The sequence below is a fragment of the Dyella sp. AD56 genome, from assembly GCF_002878475.1.
Lineage (GTDB): Bacteria > Pseudomonadota > Gammaproteobacteria > Xanthomonadales > Rhodanobacteraceae > Dyella.
The window spans coordinates 275,611-298,187 of record NZ_NRDP01000007.1 but is presented as its reverse complement, the minus strand read 5'-3'; the positions used below and the strand labels follow the sequence as shown (position 1 = coordinate 298,187).

General features: G+C 63.2%; 16 protein-coding genes. 9 read left to right on the top strand and 7 right to left on the bottom strand.

Translation table 11 applies throughout. The features are described from left to right. Nucleotides 1-70: 70 nt before the first annotated feature. Nucleotides 71-2,143, top strand: a complete 2,073-nt coding sequence (locus DyAD56_RS07400) for a M13 family metallopeptidase (RefSeq protein ID WP_102302098.1) — start codon at nucleotides 71-73, stop codon at nucleotides 2,141-2,143. Between the two features lie 137 nt (nucleotides 2,144-2,280). Here DyAD56_RS07400 and DyAD56_RS24235 read toward each other — a convergent pair whose 3' ends face one another. The 3 genes from DyAD56_RS24235 to ltaE form a co-directional block, all read right to left on the bottom strand. Continuing rightward, on the bottom strand, nucleotides 2,281-3,426 hold the full coding sequence (locus tag DyAD56_RS24235) for a fimbrial protein (protein ID WP_233202321.1): 1,146 nt from the start codon (nucleotides 3,424-3,426) through the stop codon (nucleotides 2,281-2,283). Nucleotides 3,427-3,604: 178 nt separating this feature from the next. Beyond that, a complete protein-coding gene (locus DyAD56_RS07390; RefSeq protein ID WP_102302097.1) occupies nucleotides 3,605-3,799 on the bottom strand; it encodes a hypothetical protein in 195 nt (64 codons plus the stop codon). 1,534 nt (nucleotides 3,800-5,333) lie between these two features. After that, entirely contained in the window at nucleotides 5,334-6,350 is a 1,017-nt protein-coding gene (gene ltaE, locus DyAD56_RS07385) for a low-specificity L-threonine aldolase (RefSeq protein ID WP_102302096.1), read from the bottom strand. A 147-nt stretch (nucleotides 6,351-6,497) separates the two neighbouring features. Between ltaE and DyAD56_RS07380 the strand changes: the two genes are divergently transcribed. Continuing rightward, entirely contained in the window at nucleotides 6,498-8,258 is a 1,761-nt protein-coding gene (locus tag DyAD56_RS07380; protein WP_102302095.1) for a glucan ABC transporter ATP-binding protein/ permease, read from the top strand. A 65-nt stretch (nucleotides 8,259-8,323) separates the two neighbouring features. Here DyAD56_RS07380 and lptG read toward each other — a convergent pair whose 3' ends face one another. Further along, nucleotides 8,324-9,424: an LPS export ABC transporter permease LptG gene (gene lptG / locus DyAD56_RS07375; protein ID WP_102302094.1), complete on the bottom strand. Its 1,101-nt coding sequence runs from the start codon at nucleotides 9,422-9,424 to the stop codon at nucleotides 8,324-8,326. After that, nucleotides 9,424-10,464 carry an LPS export ABC transporter permease LptF gene (gene lptF / locus DyAD56_RS07370; RefSeq protein WP_233202320.1) on the bottom strand — a complete coding sequence of 347 codons (1,041 nt, stop codon included), beginning with the start codon at nucleotides 10,462-10,464 and terminating at the stop codon, nucleotides 9,424-9,426. Before lptF ends, lptG begins: the two co-directional genes overlap by 1 nt. Before the next feature lie 265 nt (nucleotides 10,465-10,729). Here lptF and DyAD56_RS07365 point away from each other — a divergent pair, with 265 nt between their 5' ends. Further along, complete coding sequence (locus tag DyAD56_RS07365) at nucleotides 10,730-12,217, top strand: leucyl aminopeptidase (protein ID WP_102302172.1); 1,488 nt, start codon at nucleotides 10,730-10,732, stop codon at nucleotides 12,215-12,217. Between the two features lie 86 nt (nucleotides 12,218-12,303). After that, a complete protein-coding gene (locus DyAD56_RS07360) occupies nucleotides 12,304-12,726 on the top strand; it encodes a DNA polymerase III subunit chi (RefSeq protein ID WP_102302092.1) in 423 nt (140 codons plus the stop codon). A 43-nt stretch (nucleotides 12,727-12,769) separates the two neighbouring features. On the opposite strand, the gene DyAD56_RS07355 is transcribed toward DyAD56_RS07360, so the two are convergent. Further along, complete coding sequence (locus DyAD56_RS07355) at nucleotides 12,770-16,363, bottom strand: hybrid sensor histidine kinase/response regulator (protein ID WP_102302091.1); 3,594 nt, start codon at nucleotides 16,361-16,363, stop codon at nucleotides 12,770-12,772. 167 nt (nucleotides 16,364-16,530) lie between these two features. On the opposite strand from DyAD56_RS07355, the gene DyAD56_RS07350 reads away from it, so the two are divergent. From DyAD56_RS07350 to DyAD56_RS07340, 3 genes are read left to right on the top strand one after another with little or no spacing between them, the layout of a single operon-like run. After that, nucleotides 16,531-17,151 carry a YceI family protein gene (locus DyAD56_RS07350; protein ID WP_102302090.1) on the top strand — a complete coding sequence of 207 codons (621 nt, stop codon included), beginning with the start codon at nucleotides 16,531-16,533 and terminating at the stop codon, nucleotides 17,149-17,151. Continuing rightward, complete coding sequence (locus tag DyAD56_RS07345; protein ID WP_102302089.1) at nucleotides 17,148-17,720, top strand: cytochrome b; 573 nt, start codon at nucleotides 17,148-17,150, stop codon at nucleotides 17,718-17,720. The genes DyAD56_RS07350 and DyAD56_RS07345 overlap by 4 nt, the downstream gene beginning before the upstream one ends. Continuing rightward, nucleotides 17,720-18,280, top strand: a complete 561-nt coding sequence (locus DyAD56_RS07340) for a YceI family protein (protein ID WP_102302088.1) — start codon at nucleotides 17,720-17,722, stop codon at nucleotides 18,278-18,280. Before DyAD56_RS07345 ends, DyAD56_RS07340 begins: the two co-directional genes overlap by 1 nt. A gap of 36 nt (nucleotides 18,281-18,316) precedes the next feature. Here the strand turns inward: DyAD56_RS07340 and DyAD56_RS07335 are convergent, their stop codons facing one another. Beyond that, on the bottom strand, nucleotides 18,317-18,556 hold the full coding sequence (locus DyAD56_RS07335; RefSeq protein ID WP_102302087.1) for a glutaredoxin family protein: 240 nt from the start codon (nucleotides 18,554-18,556) through the stop codon (nucleotides 18,317-18,319). Between the two features lie 213 nt (nucleotides 18,557-18,769). On the opposite strand from DyAD56_RS07335, the gene DyAD56_RS07330 reads away from it, so the two are divergent. Continuing rightward, nucleotides 18,770-20,935, top strand: a complete 2,166-nt coding sequence (locus DyAD56_RS07330; protein WP_102302086.1) for a TonB-dependent siderophore receptor — start codon at nucleotides 18,770-18,772, stop codon at nucleotides 20,933-20,935. Nucleotides 20,936-21,172: 237 nt separating this feature from the next. Then, nucleotides 21,173-22,555, top strand: coding sequence for an L-serine ammonia-lyase (locus DyAD56_RS07325; RefSeq protein WP_102302085.1), 1,383 nt, complete (start codon nucleotides 21,173-21,175; stop codon nucleotides 22,553-22,555). The last annotated feature ends 22 nt before the right edge of the window (nucleotides 22,556-22,577 follow it).

Sequence of the window (22,577 nt, the reverse complement as noted above, 5' to 3'; positions counted from 1 at the left end):
ATTTTCAGCACCATTGGGGCGCACTGCCTCCCCAACGTCACGCCCACATTCCTCCAGGAGAACTGACCGCATGAAAGCGAACTCGCCTGCCCTGCCCCGCCGATTGCTCGCGCTGGCCCTCGCCGCAGCGTCCGTTGGCGCGGCTTATGCCGCCACGCCGGCCTCTGCACCCACCACGGCAAAGCCTGATGTGGTCGCCGACCATATCGACACCTCAGTCAAACCCGGCGACGACTTTTTCGAATTTGCCAATGGCGCATGGCTGAAGAGCCACCCGATTCCGGCCGAGGAATCGCAATGGGGCATCGGCCAGGTCGTGCAGGACGAGCTTTACACCAAGCTGCGTAAGATCAGCGAAGACGCGGCCGCCGACAAGAACGCCAAGGCCGGCAGCGATCAGCAGAAGGTCGGCGATTTCTGGACCACCGCCATGGACCAAGCGCAGGCCGACAAGCTCGGCATCACCCCGCTCAATGACGAACTGGCACGCATCGATGCCGTGCATGACGTGAACTCCGCGCTAGACGAGGCCTTCGCGCTACAGCTGCTAAACGTCGGCCCGTTCTTCGACTTCCAGGTGTCGCAGGACGAAAAGCAAAGCGACGTCATGGCCGTGCACCTCTACCAGGGTGGCCTGGGCCTGCCGGAGCGCGACTACTACTTCAACAAAGAGAAGGGCGTCGCCAGGGTACGCGATGCATACGTAGAGCACCTGCACCGTACCTTCCACATGCTGGGCAAGAGCGACGCCGACGCTGCAAGCAGCGCCAAGCAGGTGATGGCTTTCGAGACCGCGCTCGCCAAGTTCTCTCGACCGCTCGAGGACCTGCGCGATCCTCAGAAGAACTACAACAAGATGTCGCCCGCGGACCTCACGGCGAAGTACACGCCGTCCATCGCATGGGGCTCCCGCCTCGCCGGATGGAAACTGCCCGCGAGCACCGTGATCGTCGGCCAGCCCGAATTCTTCAGCGGCCTGCAGGCGCTGCTCGCCAAGACGCCCACGCCCGTAGTGCGTGACTACATGCGCGCGCATCTGGTGGACGCCTATGCCAGCTACCTGAGCCAGGATTTCGACACCGAGCATTTCGATTTCTACGGCCGCACGCTGAACGGCCAAGCGCAGCAGAAACCCCGCTGGAAGCGCGCGCTGCGCGCGGAGAACGAAGCACTCGGCATGATCCTCGGGCGCATCTACGTCAAGGACTACTTCTCCGAAGCCGCCAAGCAGCGCTACAACACCATGGTGGAAGCCGTGCGCACGGCCTATGGCGAACGTATCGACAAGCTCGACTGGATGAGCCCGGCCACCAAGGCCAAGGCCCACGAAAAGCTGGCCGCGATCACCAAAAAGGTGGGTTACCCGGACAAGTGGAAGGACTACTCCACGCTGACCATCGGCCGCACGTCGTACGCACAGAACATGATGAGCGCCACGCGCTGGCTAGCCGAGGACATGATCTCCAAGTTCGGCAAGCCAGTGGACCGTACGGAATGGGAGATGACGCCGCAGACCTACAACGCGTACTACAACCCGTCGAACAACGAGATCGTGCTGCCCGCCGCGCAGTTCATGATCCCTGGCTTCGCCGACGACCAGATCGATGACGCGGTGGTGTACGGCTACGTTGCCGCCTCCACCATCGGCCACGAGATGACGCACGGCTTCGACGACGAAGGCCGCCAGTACGACGCCAAGGGCAACCTCGCCGACTGGTGGACCAAGGAAGACGCCACCCGCTTCAAGCAGCGCGCCGACGTGATGGTGAAGCAGTTCAACGCCTATGAACCCCTGCCCGGCATCCACATCAACGGCCAGGCCAGCCTGGGCGAGAACATTGCGGACTTCGGCGGCATCATGATCGGCCTCGATGCATTCAAGAAGACCGAGCAATACAAGAAGGGCGAGAAGATTGCCGGCTACACGCCACTGCAACGCTTCTTCCTTGGCTATGCGCTCGGCTGGCTGTCGCAGGAACGCGAGGAGATGCTGCGCACTGGTTTGCTCTCCGATGTCCATGCGCCGGCCAAGTGGCGTGTAAACGGGCCATTGTCGAATGTGCCGGATTTCTATGAGGCGTTTGGTGTGAAGCAGGGGCAGCCGATGTGGCGACCGGAGAATCAGCGGGTGAAGATCTGGTAACACGCCATCGGAATGGCCGGCAGGCTTCGTCCTGCCTCCTCCGCTGAAAACGAGGGCACATCACGCGCCCTTCTTTAAAAAAAAGGCCAAGCAACTCGCTTGGCCTTTTTCTTTTACACATCCGGCGTCGATCGCAACTACTGGTATTGCATGGTGAACGTCATAGCCGTATTGGCGACACCGGGCGAAACCGCGGCAGCCGTCTCGTAGTAGCGTGCTTGAAGTGGAATGGTGTAGTCACCGCCCATGGCTGCGTTGTAGCCAGTGAAGGTGATCCAGGTCTGCAACGGAACCGGCTGCGTACCCGAGCTGTCGAGCAGTTGCACACCCACGCCTGTCGCCGATGACGACGCATCGAGAGCGACCACGGACTGGGTGGCATTCACCACCGTGGTGACGGGGTCGACGCGGTACGTGATGCTGTTCAACCCGGCCGGACAACTGTTGAGGCTGATATTCACCGGTTTGGCTCCACTGGTGCTGCCGATACCGGTGAAAGTGGTTTGCGGCCATTGCCCCAAAGGCACCCGCACGTCGGGCGTCTGGCAGGCGACCACGGCGAAGGTCGGACCGCCGACGAAACCGATCGGGGCGATATTCATGGGCCCGTGCGTGGGCGTGACGGGATAGGTGCCAGAGACATAGTCGACCATGCCCACCGAACCGACCTGCCCAGGAAAAGACACCGTGCCCGCTTGAACCGTTCCTGTTGTCACGAAGGCGACACGAACGCGAAAACCAAAGGAAAGCGGACCCCAATTTCCCGTGTTTCCCCAGCCGCCTCCCGGAGAAGGCGTCGTGACTACCAAGTAGCCATAGGGCTTTCCGGTCAGGTCGCTTTGCCAGCCACTCGGGGTGTAGGCGCTTTGGCCAACCACCATGCCGATGCCGGCGACGTTGGTGCCAAACACGGTGTAGCTGATGCCACCGGCCGTATAGGTTTGTCCGGTCGGCACAAGGCTCTGCATCCAGACGGCGGCGCCGTTGTATTCCCCGTTGGGGGCGCCTAGCCCCGTGCAGCTCCAGACCGATGTGCCACCCACAAACCAGTCGCTCCAGGGAACAACCAGCGTATTGGGCCCCATGTTCCGAGGAACGCTGAAGGTGCCGGAGGGCAGTGCGAAGGTGAAACCGCCTGGCATAGGATTACTACAGCTCGTTATGGTGGCCATGGCGGGTGACGCGCCAAGAAACAGCCACGCCAGACAAGCGAACACGATCACGGCCACGCTGCGCTGCATGCGGTGATAAAAACGATGATTTGCTGAGATTGAGGACGTCACGATCCGCTCCCACGGAAGGCATTGGAATGTGCAAGGCACAGCGGCACCGTGCCTTGCTGGCTTCATCAACATGTCGCCTCAACCGTTTCGAGCAGGGCACCGCCCTGCTCGCTGGCGTGCAGCGCTCATGCGTAACTGATCTGATATGACCGAGCAGCGTCGCTATCCCAACGCGCGGTCAGCGTGCCCCCGGACCGCGAACAAATACCTGGACTCCATGCGCCACGACACCCACGTTTTGTCCGTTCCCATCGAGGACGTCGGCACCGAACAGCGCCGTCTCAGCCTTGGTCTGTGTGGCGTGGATAAGCACGGAGCAGCAAGACTCCAGCGGAATGACAGCGCCCCTGCGCAGCATGCTCTGCAAGCTCATGATCTATGGCTTCCTGAGGTCCAAAGTCGTCTTTCCATAGGTCGACTGGAACGTTGAAGTAGGCCTCGGAATGCGATGACCCTTCTGACGGTAATGACGTACCGTTGGCGGGAAAGAAAATTCCAATGGCTGACGTGGGCCTTTGTCTCATAAGGCCGCACCACCAAGAAATAAGGAAACTCTCAAATTTGTCCGGCAGCGATCTCTCGCTTCGCTACAGGTCAATTACTCAGATAGGTCCAGTAGACGGCCGTCGATCGATGGAGTCGTGTGCCGTCATGTCGACAGGCGCCGGATTTCCATGAGGCGTTCGATGTGAAACAGGGGCAGCCGATGTGGCGGCCGGAGAATCAGCGGGTGAAGACCTGGTAGTTGGCGGCATGCGCCGTTTGCTCCCTCTGCCTTTTTGGTGAGAGGGTTGGGGTGAGGGGTGGGTGCTCGCTGTACCGTTTCGATGAAACCGTCATCCCTGCGGAGACAGGAAGCGCTTTTTAACAGCCGAATGGCTGGTCATCCAGTTGCGTCTGTGGTTGGCTGTCGCCTCGTGCGCTACGGCGATCGGGCCGCTTACGCAGCGGGCGTTTCGATCGTCTGCCGACGCTCGCAGCATTCCGCATGGATAAGCCCGAACGCGTGAGGCAGTTTGTTGCTTGGCCACCTTCGCCGCTACACAGCGGGTACATCGGAACACTTCGCAACGCGCCGTCGCGGAGAGGACTTAAAGCAGGCTTCGCTACGCTTCCCGATCGCTGAGGCTTGGGAAAGAACACGCTACGCTTTCCTACCGCAGAGGCGAGGTAAAGGGAGCGCTACGCTTTCCCACCACTGGAGCAAGGCAAAGGGGACGCTACGCTTCCCGACCGGCGTGGAGAACTCGCCACGCAATCGTGATTTCCGCCTACTTTGGCTTTGTGCACTTGGAGCAGGAGCAACGCGACCTGCGAGTGCGATGTGCAGCTCCGCTGCACGAGCCGTCGGCTCGGCGCTTTTGACCTTCGGGCCCCCTGTGCGGCGGTGAGGGGTAGACGAGAAGGCCCGCAGGGGGATCGGCAAGGATGCCGATCCCTTTTCGCCAGGGCAGGATGCCCTGTCGAAAAGCCCGGCCGCCCCTCACGAACTGGCCGGCTTCACCGGCCAGCGCCAAGTGGGGGTGCCTTTTCTTTGGGTGCCTTTTCTTTGGGTGCCTTTTCTTTGGGTTACTTTTCTTTACTCCGGGCATCCTGCCCTCCGCCCTTCGGGCCGGCTTCGCCGTTCGCACGCGCTCCTGCGCGTGCGTGGGCAAGCAAAGAAAAGTGACTCGGCCTCCGGTAGGAGGGCGAAAGCCCGCCGCAGGCGAGCCAGATCGCTACAACGCGACAACCAAGTGCAAAGTCACTGGACCCCTGCCTGCGCAGGGGTGACGGTTCTTTTGAAGTAGTGAGGCAAGAATGTCCCCTCACCCCAACCCTCTCCCCAAAGGGGAGAGGGAGCAAAAGCTAAAGCGGCGGCACCACGCTCCCCACGCCCACCCCACACGGGCAAGACCCCAACAACATCACCCCACAAAAAACCGCCGAAACGCCGCCACCGTCCGCGCCACACCCTGATCATCCACATCCAAATGCGTCACCAACCGTAACGTCGGCAAATACCCGATGCTGATGCGGATACCCGCCCCTCGCAAATGGACGTCCAATTCCCGCAAGCGATCCGCCGGTACATCGACGAACACCATATTGGTGTGCTGACCCAACAGCTTCACGCCAGGAACATCGCTCAGATTTGCCGCCAGCGTCGCCGCACGCGCGTGATCATCTGCCAGGCGATCAACATGGTGATCGAGCGCGAACTGCGCCGCGGCGGCGAGCATGCCGGCCTGTCGCCAGCCACCGCCCGCCACCTTCTTCCAACGGCGGGCTTTCTCGATGAGGGTCGACGAACCGACCAGCACCGAGCCCACGGGTGCCCCTAGTCCCTTGGACAGACACACCGACACGCTGTCGAAGTGTTTGGCGATCTCGCGCACGGGTACGCCACAGGCCACGGCAGCGTTGAATACGCGCGCACCGTCCAGATGAATCGCCAGTCCGCGCTCGCGAGCGAAATCGTGGGCAGCCTTTAGGTAATCCATGGGCAGCACCCGGCCGTGCCAGGTGTTTTCCAGCGCCAGCAGGCGCGTGCGGGCGAAGTGCGGATCAACCGGTTTGATCGCCGCGGCGACCTTGTCCAACGGCAGGCTGCCGTCCGTATCGTGTGGGATCGGTTGCGGCTGGATGGAGCCGAGCACAGCGGCACCGCCGCCCTCGAACTTGTAGGTATGCGCATCCGCGCCGACCAGGTATTCATCGCCGCGTTCGCAATGCGACATCAGTGCCACTAGGTTCGACTGCGTGCCCGTTGGCACGAACAACCCCGCCTCGAAACCGAGGTCAGCAGCCAGACGCTCCTGCAGCGCGTTTACCGTGGGGTCTTCGCCATAGACGTCATCGCCTACGGCGGCATCGAGCATGGCCGCGCGCATGGCCGGCGTGGGACGTGTCACGGTATCGCTACGCAGGTCGATCAGTTCCACGGCGGTCTTCTCATGTCAGAAATAGATGGAAAGCTTGCTCGGTCGCGCCCCGCCGGGCAAGGGCCGCTGACGCCAGATGCGCCATTGGGCTAGCCTTGCCACAAAGTCCCTGCATGGAGCGGGGACGCGAGTCATTGGGGCCACAGCATGTCGTTCCTGCGTCTCTACCTCCGCGTCATTGGGTTGCTGGCTCCAGAGAAGAAGCTGGCCATCACCCTGGCGCTCGCCAACCTGGCACTGGCCGGCGTGTTCTTTCTCGAACCCGTGCTGTTCGGCCGCGTGGTGGATGCGCTGGGTGCCCAGCCTGGTGACGCACCGCGCCTGATCGGGCTATGGGCCGGCGTGGGTTTTGCCGGTGTGCTGGCTAACGTGTGGGTATCACTGCACGCGGACCGACTTGCGCACCGGCGCCGCCTTGCCGCCATCGCGCTGTTCTTCGAACACGCGGCGTCGATGCCGATGTCGTTCCACGGCGAGTATCACACCGGGCGGCTCTCGCGCATCATGAATGTAGGCGTGAGCAACCTGTTCAACCTTTGGCTGAGCTTCTTCCGTGAGCACCTGGCCACACTGCTGTCGATCTTCGTCATGGTACCGGTGGCGCTGTGGATCAACTGGAAGCTAGCGCTGCTGATGATTGCGTTGCTGCTGTGCTTCTCCATCTTCAACGCTATCGCCGTGCAGCGCACGCACAAAGCCCAGGGCGAGGTAGAGGAACTACACCACGAGATCGCCACGCGCGCCGGTGACGTGTTTGGCAACGTGACCGTGGTACAGAGCTTCACCCGCCTCGCCGCCGAGTCACGCGCACTGCACGAACTGATGACGCGCACGCTCAACGCGCAATATCCGGTGTTGCGCGGCTGGGCGATTCTTTCAGTGCTCAATCGCGCCGCCAGCACGCTGACCATCGTGGCGATCTTCGCGGTGGGTGCGGCGTTGCATGCGCGCGGCGAGATCAGCGTGGGCGGCATCGTGAGTTTCGTCGGCTTTTCGATGTTGCTGATCGGACGACTGGAGCAGTTCGCCACCTTTCTCTCGAACCTGTTCTTCCAGTCCCAATCCTTGCGTGACTTCTTCACCGTGCTGGATCGGAAATCCGAGATCGAGGATCGCCCCGGCGCCATCGCCCTACCCCGCGTGCGCGGCGAGGTGGTGTTCGACCGCGTGAGCTTCGGCTACGACCCGGTGCAGCCGGCACTGCACGATCTGAACTTTCGCGCGCCACCGGGCAGCACCATCGCGCTGGTGGGCCCCACCGGCGCGGGCAAGAGCACGGCGCTGAGCCTGCTGTATCGCGCCTACGATCCGAGTGCTGGACGCGTCACCGTGGACGGCCACGATGTTCGCGACGTTACGCTGGAATCGCTGCGCGGAAACATCGGCGTGGTGTTCCAGGACGCGGGCATGTTCTACCGCTCCATCCTGGACAACCTGCGTGTGGGCAATCCCGATGCGGATCCAAGCCAGATCGAGGACGCTGTTGCTGCCGCCGAAGCGGCGACGTTCATTGCGCGCAAACCCGAGGGGCTGGAAACGCTGGTGGCCGAACGCGGCAGATCGCTGTCAGGCGGCGAACGCCAGCGCCTGGCAATCGCGCGAGCCATGCTCAAGGATGCGCCCATCCTGATTCTCGACGAAGCCACCAGCGCGCTCGATAACGCCACCGAGGTGCGCATCCAGCGCGCGCTCGACCGGCTTACCGTGGGCCGTACCACCTTTGTGATCGCCCATCGCCTGTCGACCGTGAGGCACGCCGACCTGATCCTGGTGTTGGACCAGGGACGATTAGTGGAACAAGGACGCTTCGACGAACTGATCCGCCAGGGTGGCCTGTTCGCGCAATTGGCGGAAGACGGTCAGTTCGTGGCGGATGCGGAACCGGCGAACACCGTCGAAGAGGACTGACGACGCTTGCGTCGAGTCCATACAGGAGCGCACTCGTGCGCTCCTGTATGAGATGCAACCCGGCGCTAGCCGTGTTTGCGGAAGTACACCCAGGCTATGACGGCCAGGATCACCGCGGGCAACAAGTTGGCCATCAGCGGAGGCACGCCGTATACGGTGCCAAAGTTCACCATCGCCTTCTGCAGGAAGTACCAACCGATGGCGAGCAACATGCCGATGAACATGCGCTTGCCCAAACCACCCGAACGCAGCGTACCGAACGAGAACGGCATGGCCAGCAACACCAGCACCAACACGTTCACCGGGTATAGCGCGCGCGTCCAAAAGGCGGAGGAATAGACGCCTGGATTCTGGCCGTTCTGCTCGAGATAGGCGATGTTGCGCCGCAGGTCGCGCATGGGCAGGTACTGCGGCTGGATCACCGATTGCTCCAGCACCTGCGGATTGAGCCTGGAATCCCAGGTCTGGCTGTCCGCCGTATGGGAATGCGTGCCAGCCTCGTCGAGGGTGGTGCTGCGCACCTTGCTCATCACCCACTGCCGACCGTCATGCTCGGCGGTCTGTGCCCAATCAAATCGCGTTACTTGGCCATCCGGCGTTAGCGTAAACACGCGCACGTCGAGCAATTGCACGGTGCTGTGCGTGGCCGTGCGTTTAGCCACCCAACTCTTGGCGTTGATAATGCGGTCACCATCGCGCGCCCACAGGCCCGAGGTGCCACCAATGCCCACGTTGTTCGATTTCAGGCGCAACTGCATAGCTTGCGCTTGCTGGTCGCCCCATGGTGCCGCGGTTTCGCCGAGGATCACCACGCCGACCACCAGGATCGCCACCACGCCCACCGCGGATGCCGCGATGCGCAGCTTGGATAGGCCACACGCACGCAACGCCGTCAGCTCGTTGGTGGCAGCCAAGCCACCCAGGCCGAGCAGGCCACCGATCAGCGCGGCATTGCCGAACATTTCGTACAGACGGCGCGGGAAGGTGACCAACACGTACACCACGGCGTTGGTCACCGTGTAGCCGTTCTTGCCCACGTTGCCCAACTGGCGCAGGAACTGGAACACCGCGTCCAGACCGGTGATGACCAGCCACACGGTGAGCAATGAGCCCAGCACCGTGGTGCCGACCAGCCAGTCGACGCGGCGAATACGCAGGGAGGCCATCAGGCACCCGCCTTGCGCGGCTTACGCGGGGAGTACTGGTTGTGGAACATGCGGGCGGCTGCAATGAACACGATCAAGGTGATCAGCCACATCGGGAACGAGTGGTGCCAGTGGCCTTTGATGATCTGGCCACGGCAGATGGCCAGCAGCAGGTAATAGAAATAGAACGTGAGGATGGCCAGGAACAGACGGCCAAAGCGCGGTTCGCGCGGGGTTTGGCGCGACAGCGGCAACGCAAGCGTCAGTAGTACCAGCGTCATGAACGGCGCAATGGTGCGCCAGGCGAATTCTGCGCGTGTATCCGGATTGTCGGCGCGCAGCAGCTGGCTAAGCGTCATCGAGTGCGCGGGGTCTTCCTCGTCATCGTCGGACTGGATGCTGTCCAGCGACGCATCGTTGCGCTCGTACTCCATCTTGCGCCAGTTGTCCGCGCCCAGCGGGATGTCGTACTGGAAGCCAGTCCACAAGGCCAGGAAGCGGCCGCTGCCGTCGGTTTCCTGATAAAGCTGGCCGTGCTTACCGGTGACGATCTTCAGGTGCGGCACGTTGTCGTGACCGGCGCGCTCCGTGGCGATGAAGGTGTTGCCCAATATGCTGCCGTCACGACTCAGCTCATCCACGAAGATGATGCCGCCCTTGCCCGGCAGCGCGGTGAAACGGCCTGCATCGAGGCCCGCGGCGATCACCGAACGGTTGGCCGCAGCCACCAATTGGTCCGATGTGCGCGCAGCCCAGGGACCAAACCACAACGCCACCGCACCCACCAGGATCGCGATGACCACGGCCAGGATACTGATCGGGCGCAGCAGGCCCGATGCGCCCATGCCGGACGAGGCCAGCACGTGCATTTCGCTCTCGCGGTACATACGGCCCAGGCCGTTGAGCACGCCCAGGAAGGCGGCCAGCGGCAGCAGTGTGGACAGGCCGTCCAGCATGTTCAGGCCCAGCACCTGGAACATCACACTGGCCGGGAAGCTACCGTTCGCCACCTGCTGCAACACGTGCGCAAACGAGGTGCCGGCCATGACGGCCAGCAGCACGATGGCGGTGGCGGCGATGGTTTGCGCCAGCTCACGCAGGAAATAACGATCGAGGATGCTCAGAACCGGTCCTCACGCGCGGGGATACCCGCGCGGGCGCGCGGGCGGGGAAACAGCAGTGAAGTGTACGGGCTGGACGCCTGTTCTTGGGGACTGTTTCTCGACATGCGATAAGATGAAGGGCTTGGCGCCGCCCCATCCGGGTGCAGCAAACCTCAAGTCTAGCCTGTCCGAACCTTTCCGGACCTTTCTGCAGGACATCTTCATGACTCTCCAGTTCAGCCTTGGCTCCGTCGCTCCCGAATCCGTCGAAACCCCTTGCGTGGTCGTCGGCGTCTACGAGAATGGCGTACTCACCAGTGCCGCCGCCCGCGTGGACACCGCCGCGCACGGCGCCATCAAGCGCCAGGTCGAAAGCGGGGACATCAACGGCAAGGCCGGCACCACGGCTGTGCTGTACGCACCGGAGGGCGTGGCAGCCAGGCGCGTGCTGGTGGTGGGTCTTGGAACGCAGAAGACGTTCGATGGTGCACGCTATCAGAAGGTGAATATCGAGGCCGCCCGTGCCCTGGGCCGCCTGCCGGTCGACGGAGCTGTGTCCTACCTTACTGAAGTGGACGTGCCGGGCCACGACGCTGCCTGGCGCGTACGCACGGCCGCCCTCGCCGCCGACTTCGCAGCCTATCGCTACACCGCCACCTTCAAGCCGCGCGAGAAGGCCCCGCAGCCGGAGTTGGGCGCCATCGTCTTTGCCGCTGGCGACGACGCCAAGGCGGGCCTGGACCAGGCCGCCGCCATTGCGCATGGCGTTCGTTTCGCCCGCGAGTTGGCCAACCTGCCGCCCAACATCTGCAACCCCGCCTACATCGCCTCGCAGGCCGAGCAATTTGCCGCGCAGCACGACAAGGTCGACTGCACCGTGCTGGACCACGAGAAGATGGGCGAACTGGGCTTTGGCTCGCTGCTGGCCGTGGGTCGCGGCTCAGCCAACAAGCCAAAGCTCGTCATCCTGAACTACAAGGGCGGCGCGGAAGGCGACAAGCCGTACGCCTTCGTCGGTAAGGGCATCACTTTCGACACCGGCGGCATCAGCCTCAAGCCGGGCCCGGGCATGGAAGAAATGAAGTTCGACATGGGTGGCGCTGCTGGCGTACTCGGCAGCTTCGTGGCTACGGTGAAGTTGGGCTTGCCGGTGAATCTGGTGTGCGTGGTGCCGGCGGTGGAAAACATGCCCGATGGCGACAGCTACCGCCCCAGCGATGTGCTCACCAGCCTGTCGGGCCTGACCATCGAAGTGCTCAATACCGACGCCGAAGGCCGCCTGATCCTGTGCGACGCACTGACCTACACGGCGAAAACCTTTGAGCCCAAGGTGCTGATCGACGCCGCCACGCTGACCGGCGCCTGCGTCATCGCGCTGGGCAAGCATGCCAGCGGCCTGATGAGCAAGCATGACGACCTCGCCGCTGAGCTGATCGCCGCTGGCGAAACCACCCTCGATCGCGCATGGCGTCTGCCGCTGTGGGACGACTACCAGGTGCAGTTGGAGTCGGGTTTCGCCGATGTCGCCAACATCGGCGGCAAGAACGCCGGTGCCATCACGGCCGGCTGCTTCCTGGCGCGCTTCACCGAAGGCCAGCGCTGGGCGCATCTGGATATCGCAGGCACCGCCTGGGACGAGGGTCGCAAGGGCCTCGCCACTGGCCGCCCGGTGTCGCTGCTGGTGCAGTGGCTGATCGACCGCGCCGCATAACTAAGCGACGTGTCGCGTCACGCTCATACCGTCATTCCGGCACAAAGCCGGAATGACGACAATGACGAAACTGAAAGGCTTCGCCCATGCCTCGCGCCGACTTCTACCTGATCGACAAGCCGCGCTTTCGCGAGCAGCCTCTGCTGCTGGTGTGCGAACTGGCCAAACGTGCTTATGCGGCACAGCAGCCCACGCTGGTGCTGGCTCGCGATTTCGCGCAAGCCGAAGCCATCGACGAAATGCTGTGGGATTTCGACGAGAATGGTTTCATCACGCACCAGCTCGCTGGTGACGACGACGACCACACCACCGCAGTGCTGATCGTGCCACCCGGCATCGACACACCCGACCGGCCGATGCTGATCAATCTTCGCGAAGAGTGTGCGCCCGGCCATTACGACCGCGTGCTGGAAGTGGTGGCTGCCGATCCCGCCGAACGCGACGGTTCCCGCACACGATGGACCGAGTACAAGCGCCGTGGCTTCGACGTGAACAAGCACGACATGTAACTCGGCCAAAGGCCTACCCGCAGGAGCAGAGGGGCGCCCCGGCTCAGCCGTCGACCGATTCTCTCGATGCCACCATCTGTGCCTGGATGGCGTCGCTCAACTGCTCGCCGGTGAGCGGCTTGCGCAGAAAGCCATCCATCCCCGCATCTCGCGCACGCACTTCTTCATCGCCACCGGAACGTGCTGTGAGCGCCACGATCGGTATGCGGCAGCCAGGCTCCTCGCGCTGGCGAATCAATCGCGCGATCTGAAAGCCGTCGATACCCGGCAGGTCAAGGTCAAGAAGGATCACATCACACGTCGCCTGCGCCAGTTCGGCAAGCGCCGCCAATCCGTTGCCGACGTAGCGCACTTCATGCCCCGCACGCTCCAGCAGGCCACGGACGACAGCCGCCACGATGGCATCGTCTTCCACCAGCAGGATGCGCAACGGCTGGGCATCGACGCTGTCCACTCGCTGGGCCAATGCAGCGACGGGCTCCGTGGCGAGCGGCAACGGCAGCCTTACGTGGAACGTGCTGCCAAAAGCGACCTTCGATTCCAACTCAATGCTGCCGCCCATCATCGCCACCAATTCGCGGCAGATGGCCAGACCCAACCCGCTGCCGGTACTGCGTTGCGGCCCGGTGACTTGTTCGAAGCGTTGGAACAACCGCGTCCGGCTTGCTTCCGGAATGCCGGGGCCCGTGTCGATCACGCTGAAGCGCAGGCCACTGTCGGTAGAACGCACGCGCAGCGTCACGCTGCCACGCTCAGTGAATTTCAACGCGTTGTTGGCAAGGTTGAGCAACACCTGCTTGATGCGCAGCGCGTCGCCGATCATGCGCGCCGGCAAATCGCGCGGCAGATCCAGTTCAAAGCGCAGGCCCTTGGCGCGTGCCTGGCCATGCGCTAGTTGCGCCACGTCGTCGATCAGGGCGCGCGGATCGAACGGTGCATAGTCGAGATCCAACTTGCCCGCTTCGATGCGCGCCAGATCGAGCGCGTCGTTGACTAGCTTGAGCAGCATGCCGCCGGAACGTTGCATGGCTTCGGCATAGTCGCGTTGCGTGCGGCTAAGCGGCGTGCTGAGCAACAGCTCGGCCATGCCCATGACGCCGGTCATCGGTGTGCGGATTTCGTGACTCAGCGTGGCGAGGAAGTGTGTCTTGGCCGCGCTGGCCTGTTCGGCCAAGCGACTGCGTTGTTCCGCCAGCAGAATCTGCTGGCGCTCAGCCAAACGACGGCGCCATGCCTGCAGCGCCAACCAGGTGAGCAGGACCACCAGCACCACGTACACGCACCAAGCCCACCAGCGCGTCCACGGTGGCGCCTCCACATGGATATGCAAAGGCTTCGGCAATTGCGCCCACACGCCATCCGCACCTGCCGCCATGACATCCAGCGTGTAATCCCCGTACGGCAACCCGGTAAGGTCACGCTGGCCGCGGCTGCCCGTATCGACCCAGGCGTTGTCCAGGCCGGCAAGACGGAAGCGATAACGGTTTGCCGTGGGATCGGCATAGGAAAACACACGCGAATCCACCATCAGCCCGGAGTCGTTCCAGCCAATGGATAGCTGACCATCGACCGGCACCGGCAGCTCGTGCAAGGCGCCGCCGCGACGTACCCGTATCCGTGTGATCGCCACGCGCGGCGGCTCCACTCGGGGCGTCGCGCGATTGGGGTTAAAGCCCAACACCCCGCCAAAGGTGGGCGAATACACCATGCCATCGGGCATGCGTGCAAAGCCGCGCATGAATTCGCCGTTGCTTACGCCGTCCTGCAGACCCATTTCGCGGAACTGTCCGGTGGCCGTATCAAAGAGCCACAGGCCATCGCGACCGAAGATCCACACGCGCTGATGCTGGTCGACGGCCAGGTCGACAACGTTGATGGACGGCCAGCCACGCATGGCGTCGATCTTGCGGTCGAGCGCCAGTCCGTCGCCGACGTAGTGATAGTGCTCCAGCCCATCGGGGCGGGCCGCCCACAGGCCGTCGGCGTTGAAATCGAACGCATCGACCGGCTGACTGTTGTCCATACCTGGCACGGGTTCGAAATGATCAAAGGTGCGATCGAGGCGCAGCATGCCGCCGTCGCTCGCGTACCAGAAGGTGCCATTCCTGAGCGTGAGCTGGCTGCCCCAGCGCGCCTTCTCTTGCGCGGGCTGCACAGCCACCGGGGTCACCGCGAGCGTGTCCTGATCGATCCGGAACAGGCCTTCGCCGAAACTACGTGCATAGAGTTTGCCATCCGGCCCGGCCTCGACCTCGAGCGGATGCTTCATGCCATGCGCGTATCCGTCGACCGCATCCAGCTTGCCGTTGGCATAGCGGAACAACGCACCACGCACCGTCACCCACAGTCGCGACGGCACATCCTCGGTGAGCGCGAGTACGTCGCCATGCAGGCCCGAAATCACGTGATCCACCTTGCCCGTACCCGGCCACAACCGATCCACGCGGCCGTCACGTTCACCAACCCAGATGGAGCCGTTGCTGCCGCGCGCTACGGCGTACGCGACCGAGTCGCGCAGGCTGTTGTCATCATCAGGGATGTGGGTGAATCGACTGACGCTGTCCCAGCCCGGCGCCAGATAACCCACGCCGCCATCGAACAGGGCGATCCAAAGGCCGCCCTCGCTGTCGGGTTGAACCTGCCAGACCCACGTGCCCGGCAGGTTGCCGTTGAGCACCGGCTGGTTGGTGATGGGCTGGATATTCGCGTCGCGACCATCCTTCAGAAACAGGCCTCGCTGCGTGCCGATCCACATCCGCCCTGCCGGGTCGCGCACACTGCTGAAGATGTTGGTGTCGGGCAACTGGCCGACGCCCACTTGCTGCGCCCGATCATCGCTGCCGACAACGAACAGACCGCGTGGGGACGCCACGCGAATCTCATCGCCCTCGCCTTCGATGCGCCAGGCATCGAAGGGCTTACCCGTCGATCGATTGAGGATGGGATGAAACGCTCCGCTCGCATCGCGACGGAATACACCATTGTCGGCGCCCACCCAGAGCTGGCCGTGTGCGTCCACGAACAACGCACCCACCGTGCCCACCTCCCCGGGTGTGTGGCCTGTCACCACCACATGATCGAAACCGCGTCCGTCCGGGTGCATGCGGTCCAGGCCCTCGGCCGTACCGACCCAGATCGTGCCGTCGCCGGTCTGGGCGATCGACCACGTCTTGTCACTGGACAGACTCGTTGGATCCGCGGGTTCGTGGCTCCAGTGACGGAACGCACCGGTGGCCGGGTCATAGCGGTTGAGGCTCGCTTCCAGTCCCGCCGCCCACAGATGGCCATCGTGATCGAACATGAGCGCCGAGATGCCATTGTTGAACAGCGACTTCGGGTCACCCGCCACATGGCGGAACACCTGAAAGCCTACGCCGTCGTACCGTGCGATGCCGCTCTTGGTACCGAACCACATGGTGCCGTCAGGCGCCTGCACGACGGTATAGACACTGCTACTTGGCAGGCCATCCCCGGTGCCGAATCGGCGGAACTGCGGCGTAGCCAGGGCCACGTTGTCCGATGGCTCGGCGGACGCCGACGTCGTGGCCTGCGCCGGCCCAGCCGCCGGCACGACCGCGTCCACAGACGTGGACACGCCCATGGACAGGACGACGCTGAGCAGCAAGGACGGCAACATGCACTTCCCCCAGAAGCTTCTGATGATGCCAGACGTACCGCGCAGGAACGAGCACGCCGTTCGGCCGAGGGCTTTGAAAGGCGCACGAAGGCGTTGCCTGCGGGGAAACAATCCGTTCCGGGGCCAGTGGCTGGCATCGGTCCGGAGGATCGTCCAGACTGCCCGCCATGCCACGGTCACGCCTTTCCAGCCGCCTTTTGCTCGCCCTGTCGTGCGTTTCGGCGCCGCTGGCCACCGTGCGTGCCGCACCTGTCACATACAGCTACGACACTACGCACAGCCAAGTCCTTTTCAGCATCGACCACAACGGATTTTCGAGGCCGTTCGGGCGCCTGCACATCGCCAAAGGCTGGTTGCGGTTCGATGCGGATGACTGGAGCCAATCGGCCACCGAGCTGGACATCGACCTGGCCAGCCTGGACATGGGCGACGCGGCGTGGAACGCCGCGGTGCTCAAGCCGACCTATCTCGATGCGGAGAAGGACCGCTACGCGCACTTCGCCAGCACCTCGGTGGAACGGAAGGACGATACGCACGGTCTGTTGCACGGCAACCTCACCCTGCGCGGAGTGACTCACGCGATCGACATCCCCTTCACCTTCAACCGACTCGGCACAACCATCTATGGCATGCATACCGTCGCAGGTTTTTCCGGCACGGCCATGCTGCAGCGTGATGACTACGGCATCACCGCGACGCCCAACTCCGTCGGCCACAACGTAAGCGTGTGGCTGGAGCTGGAGGCCATCCAGGAAGACCCCAACCGCAGCAACAAGGAATCGCCATGAGTTTTCGCAACACCGACCGCCAATGGGGCTCGGTCGCCAAGTTTTTCCACTGGGCCATCGCACTGCTGATCATCGGCAATGGCATCTTTGGCCTGTGCATGGATCTGGCCGGCAATCCCATGCAGAAGATCAACTGGCTGGCGCTGCACAAGTCGATCGGCCTGACCGTGCTGGCTCTGTTCCTGCTGCGCGTACTGTGGCGCTTCTTCAATCGCCAGCCGAAGGACGAGCCCGCGCCGCGTTGGCAGCAACTCGCCGCGCACGCCATGCACATGACGCTTTACACGCTGGTCGCCGCGTTGCCGCTGAGCGGTTGGTGGTTCAACTCGATCGTCGGCAAGCCTCTGCAGTTCTTCAAGCTGTTCAACCTGCCGGCGCTCACCGCCGCCAATCCCGACACGCGCCACCTGTGGCACGAGGTGCACGAATACCTGTTCTGGTTCCTCGTACTACTGCTCGTGCTGCATATCGCCGGCGCGCTCAAGCATCACCTGGTCGACCGCGACAATACCCTGCGGCGCATGCTCCCCTTTGCACGCCTGCGCCAGACCTCTCAAGGAGAACGCTAATGAATCGCTCTGCACTTCGCTTTGCACCCTTGCTGCTTGCCCTTGCCTTGCCAGGTATCGCGAGCGCCGCCGACTATGCCGTACAACCGGCCGGCAGCAAGCTGGGCTTCTCCGGCAGCTTCCAGGGCCAGTCGTTCGAAGGCACGTTCGCTCAGTGGACCGCCGCCATCAGCTACGACCCGGCCAAGGTCGCCACCTCGAAGTTCGACGTGGACGTGGATCTGTCCAGTGTGAAAACGGGTGACAAGGATCGTGACGGCGCGCTGCCGGGCTCGGATTTCTTCAACGTGGCCAAGTTTCCCAAGGCGCACTTCGTGACCACGGGCTTCCGCCAGAACGGCGCGCAGGTGATTGCGGACGGCAACCTCACGTTGCGCGGCGTGACCAAGCCGGCGAGCCTCAACGTGGTGTTCAAGTCGCAGGGTGCCGGCGCCACCATGGACGTCAGCGGCGCCGTGAAGCGCCTGGACTTTGGTGTGGGCGGCGGTGACTACGCCGACACCTCGGTGATCGCCAATGATGTGAAGATCAACGCGCACCTGGTGCTTACCGCCAAGTAATCCGTGACCTCGACGTAGGAGCGGGCCCGTGCGCTCCTACGTCGAGGCTTGCACGAACATCTGCACGGCCTTCGCATCGAACGGCCAGTCCAACTCCCGCCCATCCAGGCTGTCGCGCAACACCGGCACGCGTGTGCCGTAGCGCGCTTCCAGCGCCTCGTCGTCGTCCACCCACTGACTGTCGAAATCCGGTGCCCGCGCCTCGGCCATCACGGCCAGCGCCTGATCGCACAGGTGGCAGTAGTCCCGCTGGAAAAGCACGTATCGGATCGGCATAGGCGCCGGAAGATACCTCGAAGACTTCGGTTTCAGCGATATCCGCCCGTCTTTTGATGCTGGCGCATCCCGCCGCGTCATCCTCGACCTAGGCGGCGGCTGGTAAATTCAAATGATAATAACTATCATTTACAAATTAAGGGCCCAGCGGGCCCGCCCGACGCCACACCGCCCGGGCTCTCCCCCTATCTACAAGACATCAAGGCCCTCCCGATGCCGCTCATCGCTTCGCCGCGACGCCCGTTGCCGCTCCGCAGTCTCGCTTTAGCGCTATCACTGGCGCTGACCGCTCCCGTGCTCCACGCCGACGATGCCACCAGCGCACCGGACGCTACCAAGGTGAAGAACCTGGAAGGCGTGCAGACCACGGCAACGGTGACGGGCGATGGCGACTCGTACACCACCAAGGCAGCCTCGGGCGCCACACGTCTGCCGCTGTCGCTGCGCGAAACACCGCAATCGGTGAGCGTGGTCACCGACCAGCAGATGAAGGATTTCAACCTCACCAACATCAACGCCGTGCTCGACACCACCACCGGCGTCAACGTGGAGCGCGTGGAAACCGATCGCACGTATTACACCGCGCGCGGCTTCGACATCACCAACTTCCTGGTCGACGGCGTGGGCGTGCCCTTCGCCAATGGCGAACAGGAGGGTGATATCGACACGGCGCTGTATCAGCGCATCGAAGTGCTGCGCGGTGCGAACGGCCTGCTGTCGTTCACCGGCAATCCATCCGCCACGATCAACTTCGTGCGTAAGCGCCCGACCGCCGACTTCGAAGGCAACGTCGGCCTGACCGTGGGTAGCTGGGATAATCGCCGTCTGGACGTCGATCTGTCCGGGCCACTCAACGACTCGCACAGCGTGCGCGGCCGCTTCATCGCCGCCGGCCAAGATACCGACAGCTATCTGGACCGCTACAACCTGCGCAAGCAGGTGCTCGGCGGCATTGTCGAGGCGGATCTCGGCAGCAGCACCCTGCTTACCGCAGGCGTCACCTATCAGAAGAACAAGACCCACGGCGGCATGTGGGGCGCACTGCCGCTCTACAACACCGACGGCACGCCGACCGATTACAGCCGCGACACCAGCACCTCCGCCGACTGGTCACGTTGGAACATCGCCGACACGCGCACGTTCGTAGAACTCACCCAGCAGTTGGGCAACGACTGGAGCCTCAAGGGTTCGCTGAACTATCGCCGCATCGCCGAGAACAGCAATCTGTTCTACGTGTACGGCACGCCGGATGCGCAAACAGGTCTGGGCCTGTATGCCTATCCGTCGGCGTACACCAGCAACGAAAAGCAATACGTCGCCGACCTCTACGCCACTGGTCCGTTCGAACTCGCCGGCCGCAAGCACGAGCTGGTGCTGGGTGCGAACTGGGCGAAGGACGACGTGCATCAGTTGTCCAGCTACGGCGAAGGCATTGGTACGCCGCTGGCGCCACTCACCCAATGGACGGGCGACTATCCGGAGCCGCCGTTCGACGCCTCGTACGGCCAGGGTGATTTCCACATCAAGCGCAAATCGCTTTACGCCACCGCACGCTGGAGCCTGGCCGACCCGGTCACGCTGATCACCGGCGCCAGCCTCGTGCACATCGAGCAGTACGGCCAGAACTACGGCGTGCCGAGCAACTACGAGAAGACGGAAAGCACGCCGTTCGTCGGCCTGGTGTACGACTTTGCCAAGAACTACTCCGCCTACGTGAGCTACGCGAAGCTGTTCAACCCGCAGACGCAGACCGACATCAACAACAAGGTGCTCGACCCCGTCACCGGCGCGAACCTCGAAATCGGCGTGAAGGGCGAGTGGTACGACGGCCGCCTTAATGCCACCTTCGCGCTGTTCCGCTCGCGCCAGGATGGTCTGGCGAACTACGCCGGCCACAACATGGCGACCAACCAGGATTACTACACGGGCATCAACGCCATCTCGAAGGGTTACGAGTTCGACGTGAGCGGCCAGATCACCGACAACTGGCAGCTCAGCGGCGGCTATACCCAGTTGGGCCTGGTCGACCCGGAAGGCCACAACGTGCGTACCTACGTGCCGCGCCGCCTGTTCCGCCTCAACACCACGTATCGTTTCGACGCCCTGCCCGGCCTGCGCGTGGGCGGCACCTTGCGCTGGCAGGATCGCATCTACCGCGACCAACAGGCCGTGGCGCTCAACGGCAGCGAGATCTTTACCAACCAGGGCTCGTATGCGGTGCTCGGACTGATGGCCGGTTACGACTTCGACCAGCACTGGAGCACCACGTTCAACATCGACAACGTCACCAACCGCAAGTACATCACCAGCCTGTACTGGGCGCAGGGCCTTTACTCGGCACCGCGCAACTACATGCTGAACGTGAGGTACGCGTTCTGATCCACGCGGCGTATGCCATATCGATAGGACGCGCGTTTAGACCTACTTAGGGACGGATGAAGGGATGCTTCGGACAGGAGCGCACGCCGGGCTTGGGGCTCATACGTAAGGCCTTCCGCACCCTTCATCCGATCCCTCCATACGCCGGCGCACCGAGGGTATCGCTGCGCCGCGACAACCAAGGTGCGGCAGCGCGCGTAGAATAGGCGGTTCTCCCCGCCCACTCTGCGTGTCTCCATGGCTGTCAGCGTTTTCGACCTGTTCAAGATCGGCATTGGTCCGTCCTCCTCGCATACCGTTGGCCCCATGCGCGCCGCAGCCCGGTTCGCCGAGCGCTGGCTGGAGGAGAAAGGCGTGCTCGATCGCGTCGTGCGCGTACGCGCCGAGCTGTACGGCTCACTGGCCATGACCGGCCGCGGCCACGGCACCGACAAGGCCGTGCTGCTGGGCTTCGAAGGCGCGCATCCGGATACGGTCGACCCCGACCACATCCCTGAAACCTTGAACCGCATTCGCACCACGCACCGCTTGCGCGTGCTGGGCAAGCACGAGATCGAGTTCGAGGAAAAGCGCGACCTGGTCTTCAACAAGCGCCAGAAACTGCCGTTCCACACCAACGGCATGCGCTTCTCCGCTTATGACGCACAGGGCCATGAGCTGGCCACGCGCGATTACTACTCCGTGGGTGGCGGCTTCGTCGTCAACCACGACGAGGCGGCCGAAGACCGCATCGTCGCCGACACCACCGAACAGCCCTACCCGTTCTCCACCGGCGACCAAATGCTGGAGCTGTGCGAGAAGAACAAGCTGACCATCGCCCAGTTGATGATGGAGAACGAGAAGGTGTGGCGCCCCGAGGCGGAAACACGCGCCGGCCTGCTCACCATCTGGAAAGCCATGCAGGATTGTGTGAATCGCGGCCTGCGCTCACCGGGTGTACTGCCCGGCGGCCTCAAGGTCGCGCGCCGCGCACCGCAGATGGCAGAAGACTTGCGCTCACAGCCGGAAGCGGCGCTGAAAGATCCGCTGACCATTCTTGACTGGGTAAACCTCTACGCGCTCGCCGTGAACGAGGAGAACGCCGCCGGCGGTCGCGTGGTCACGGCGCCCACCAACGGTGCCGCGGGCATCGTGCCGGCGGTGCTGCACTACTACCACCGTTTCTGCCCCAAGTCGGACGAGAACGGCATCGTGGACTTCATGCTCACGGCCGGCGCCATCGGCATCCTCTACAAGGAAAACGCCTCGATTTCCGGTGCGGAAGTGGGCTGTCAGGGTGAAGTAGGCGTGGCCTGCTCGATGGCGGCCGGTGGCCTCACCGCTGCCTTGGGCGGCAACGTGCTGCAGGTGGAGAACGCCGCCGAGATCGGCATGGAACACAACCTCGGCCTTACCTGCGATCCGATCGGTGGCCTGGTGCAGATTCCCTGCATCGAGCGCAACGCCATGGCATCGGTGAAGGCAATCAACGCCAGCCGCATGGCGCTCAAGAGCGACGGCAAGCATCGCGTGTCGCTCGACAAGGTGATCGCCACCATGCGCGACACCGGCCGCGACATGAAGGACAAGTACAAGGAAACCTCGCGCGGTGGCTTGGCGGTAAACGTCATCGAGTGCTGAGCCTCGGCATTCAACCGCACGC